Raw genomic sequence first — 3,784 nt, 5'->3', positions numbered from 1 at the left:
ATTAAATTGTCAAAAATGCGTATTGTCGAAAATACAATTCAGCTTCACGCAGAAGTGGCAGATTGTGTGTATTGCAGAAGGAGGCAGTTGAACGTTGTTCGGCTTTAGGTTGGAACCGCCAAATCCAGAACTGCCAGTAATCGCCCACCTCGTTCTTGCACCTTGAATTTCAGGAAACCGGTGTTTTTGACAGACCGTTTAATGGGGCGTGGGCCACTATAAGGTGATGTCTGCATCACTTGTTCGTTTATGCCTTCGGAGAAGTTTGCCTGACTGGTCAGCAGGTTCTTGCCACTAACATGGGCCTTGAAGTGAATGTGGATTGGTTGGCTGTAGTAGAAACCCGGGTATACCGTATCGAATTCGGCAATTCCGTCTGCATCTGTGCGCAAGGCTCCACGACAAAAACGTTGTGCGCGATCTGGTTCGATATGTCCAAACATTATCGCACGCACCATGGGTGGAGACTCGTCGGGGCTAAATCCATAGCCGGAATAGTAGCCTGAGGCATTACAAGCCCAGATATCAACAACACCACCGGGAATAGGCTGGCAGTTGCCGTCGATCAGGCGAATGGCAACAGTGAGCGGCATACCCGGTTCGCCATAAGTGATGTCTTTACCCGGAGTGGGCGCGCAGGTGAAATATGGGCCTTCAAAACTGTCTTCCAGCATTTGGCAAGTTGATTCGCCAAAGTCCTGAGACTGTGAGATGCGTGTATCAATTGCCGAGACTGGAACATCGGTATTGATGCATGTCTGCTTTCCTCTCCACGCCTTATCAAGGACACCACGATTTGGGCCAATGCCATCCATTTCTGACGCTGTGGCGAATTTGGTCAGCCCCAAAAGCCCAGAGGCTCCCAAAATCAAACCTTGCCTGCGTGTTATTGACATTTCCTGCTCCGTAAAGTGAGAGGTCTTTTGATTACAATCGGTTACGACGTCTGTTGCCAGTTCTTGAGAAGGGTGATCGCGTAACGTTAGGTAAAGCTATGCGGGCAGGGGGAAGTGAACAATCCGAATTATGTAATAAATTGTCTCGAGGGAAGTCTGTTATGCGTTTGACCAATCATTCGAGCGCAAAACGTGTGGCGTGCGATCGAAAGTCACCAACTAAATCACCAACGCCGGACGCGATTTCGCCTTGAATTGGCTTATTGTTAGGCCCGTTTTGTATTCGTGGCACCATTATCCGGTTGGCAAATAAAGGAAGCGCAATGAAATTTTCTACACAGTCATTAGTAGTTGCTGCACTCGTGTCGATAATGGTTCCCGCATTCTCGTTTGCTGCAGGCTCAACAGTTGAGATTAACAAAAGCCGGGCGACGCAATCGAGTATCGACAGTCTCAAGCCTTATCCTTCTCCTGAAAATGGATGGAAAAGGTACGTTCTTCATCTGCCGTATCATCTCGGAAAGCCAGTCAACAATGGCCCGATGTGGGATCACGATCGCTCCATTGAGCTGGTTATTGGTCGTGTGATGGAGGTCGATTGCAACAATTATCGGGGTGCGGGTGTTCTACATCAAGAGACAGTGCAGGGTTGGGGCTACAGATACCTGCGAGCTGATTTGTCAGACAAGGTGCTCGGTTCGCTGATGCTGTGTTCAAACGGTAGTCGCCGTCAAGCGTTCGTTCCCTTTGTAACCAAGACTGTTGGCTATAACTCGGCTATTCCAGTTGTGGTTTATGCCCCCGAAGATGCCGTCCTTCGCTATCGTTTCTGGAAGGCCGATGGTGGGTTTGATGAGGTCAGGTGATTTGGCCAAGCCTTCCTGATATTGACCAGTCACACGTGGCTTTACAATTCGAACTGAAACACAAAACGCCCGGTCATTTCTGGCCGGGCGTTTTGCCAACTGCTCGGGAGGCAGTTTAGATTAGTTGGTTGCAAGCGGAGCTGGTTGTTCTGTCGCCTTGATCGGGAGATCTGCCTGACGGGTCCAGCCCACCATGCTCTCGTCATAGAGAGTGACGTTCTTGTGCCCTGAAAGTTCACTCAAAACGAACCAGTTTGTCGCGGCCCAATGGCCGGTGTTGCAGTAGGAAACAACGGGCGCATCTGCTGATTTCAGGCTGGCAGGGATCAAGCTGGCAATCTGGTCCTTCGATTTCAGGCGATTGGTGGTCTTATCGTAGAAGTTCGCCTGATCCAGATTGACGGCGCCCGGAATGTGGCCAAAGCGGGTGGCTTTCTTGTGCTTTTCCTGACCGACAAACTGCTTCAGCGGACGACCATCCAAAAGAACGGCATCGCTGCCGACCGCAGATGCGACTTCATCAGTCGAGATCAGGAGGTCTTCGTTGATCTCGGCGACGAACATATCGCCTTCAGGCACGACATTGCCGGTTTCGAGCGGGCGATTTTCGGCAACCCATGCGGCATGGCCGCCATCCAGAATGGTCACGGCTTCGTGGCCAAGATATTTGAAGGTCCAATAGATGCGGGCAGCTGATCCAAATTCAAGGCTGTCTTTGCCATGGGGGACAATGACCACTGCCTTGTCCTCAGATACACCGATTTCTGACAGAGCCGCTTCAAGTTTTTCGACTGAGGGCAGGACACCGACGACACCATTGCGTTCTGTGCGCCAATAGCCCGGATATTCGCTCCAGACAGCGCCAGGAATGTGACCTTTCAGATAGTCTTCCTTGCCGGATTTGGAGATCTTGGAACGTGTGTCGAGGACGACGATCTCGTCGCTTCCCAGATTGCTGGCAAGCCAGTCTGTTGACACCAGTGGGGTTACCTCCGGAGCGGCGATTGCATTGGACACAAGGCCGGTAACAACGGTTGCTGCTGCGAGTGTGCCTTTCACGGCGGAGAGAAAGTAGCTCATGATGGCCTCAAGTCTCGTTAGGGAATTTTATTCTAATTCATGCCCTTATTTGACATTTCAGGCAAAAAAGGCAATGCATCTGAGCCGTGCTGATGGAAGAAAAATCTAAGATTTCCTTTGATAAGTCGGCCTTGGAACTTTATTCCAACGAATTGAATGAATGCGAAAATCGAATCCAGCGAGCAGTCTGTTGAATGCTGGGTACGAGTCGCGAAACAAGTCTGGAACTACGAGATGATCGACCGTATTGACCGCCGTATCCTGTCCATTTTGCAGGAAGACTGCACGATCCCTGTCGCTGAAATCGGAAGGCGCGTTGGGCTGTCGACAACCCCTTGCTGGCGCCGGATTCAGAAGATGGAAGAGGACGGCGTAATCACGGGACGGGTTGCTGTTCTGGATCCTCGGAAGGTCAATGCCAAAGTAACCGCTTTTGTCTCCATTACCACTAATCAGCACTCTGAGGACTGGTTGCGCAAGTTTGCGGATGCCATTCAGGAGTTTCCTGAAGTTGTGGAATTTTACCGAATGGCCGGGCAGGTGGATTATCTTCTGCGCGTCGCGGTGCCAGATATTGAAGCCTATGACGCGTTTTACAAGAAGCTCATCGCCAAGATTGATATCACCGATGTTTCAACGACTTTTGCCATGGAGCAGATCAAAAACACGACCGCGCTTCCACTTGGGTATGTCCCGGCAGAAAAGCCCAAATCGGAATAGAAGGTTTCTGAAGCCGCATTGAGGTAATTACGAATGCCGTAGCGTTTTATTCCTGCTAATTCTGGGATCAAAGGTTGAGAGGGAGATCTGGAATGTTGGGAGTGAAAAAAAGCGGACTATCTGCGCTGGTGACTGCTGGCCTCATTGGCCTTTTAGGCATGTCAGCTGCTGCGTTTGAGCCAGCGGACGGATTGCCCAAGGTGTCATAGGTATCAGTCAACG

Annotated in this window: 4 protein-coding genes; 2 read left to right on the top strand and 2 right to left on the bottom strand. The window is 50.7% G+C overall.

Annotation, left to right across the window (positions count from 1 at the left end):
• Window positions 1–104 precede the first annotated feature (104 nt).
• A complete protein-coding gene (locus TRICHSKD4_RS28350) occupies window positions 105–896 on the bottom strand; it encodes an intradiol ring-cleavage dioxygenase (RefSeq protein ID WP_009468303.1) in 792 nt (263 codons plus the stop codon).
• A gap of 323 nt (window positions 897–1,219) precedes the next feature.
• On the opposite strand from TRICHSKD4_RS28350, the gene TRICHSKD4_RS17875 reads away from it, so the two are divergent.
• On the top strand, window positions 1,220–1,762 hold the full coding sequence (locus TRICHSKD4_RS17875; RefSeq protein WP_083782832.1) for an ecotin family protein: 543 nt from the start codon (window positions 1,220–1,222) through the stop codon (window positions 1,760–1,762).
• Window positions 1,763–1,882: 120 nt separating this feature from the next.
• Here TRICHSKD4_RS17875 and TRICHSKD4_RS17870 read toward each other — a convergent pair whose 3' ends face one another.
• Window positions 1,883–2,842 (bottom strand): sulfurtransferase, encoded by a 960-nt coding sequence (locus TRICHSKD4_RS17870; RefSeq protein WP_009468301.1) that lies wholly within the window; start codon window positions 2,840–2,842, stop codon window positions 1,883–1,885.
• Between the two features lie 234 nt (window positions 2,843–3,076).
• Between TRICHSKD4_RS17870 and TRICHSKD4_RS17865 the strand changes: the two genes are divergently transcribed.
• Window positions 3,077–3,562 (top strand): Lrp/AsnC family transcriptional regulator, encoded by a 486-nt coding sequence (locus TRICHSKD4_RS17865; RefSeq protein WP_040617198.1) that lies wholly within the window; start codon window positions 3,077–3,079, stop codon window positions 3,560–3,562.
• The last annotated feature ends 222 nt before the right edge of the window (window positions 3,563–3,784 follow it).

The organism is Roseibium sp. TrichSKD4 (assembly GCF_000148725.1).
Classification (GTDB): domain Bacteria; phylum Pseudomonadota; class Alphaproteobacteria; order Rhizobiales; family Stappiaceae; genus Roseibium.
The sequence above is the reverse complement of the archived record's forward strand: the minus strand, read 5'-3'. Positions and strand labels throughout refer to the sequence as shown.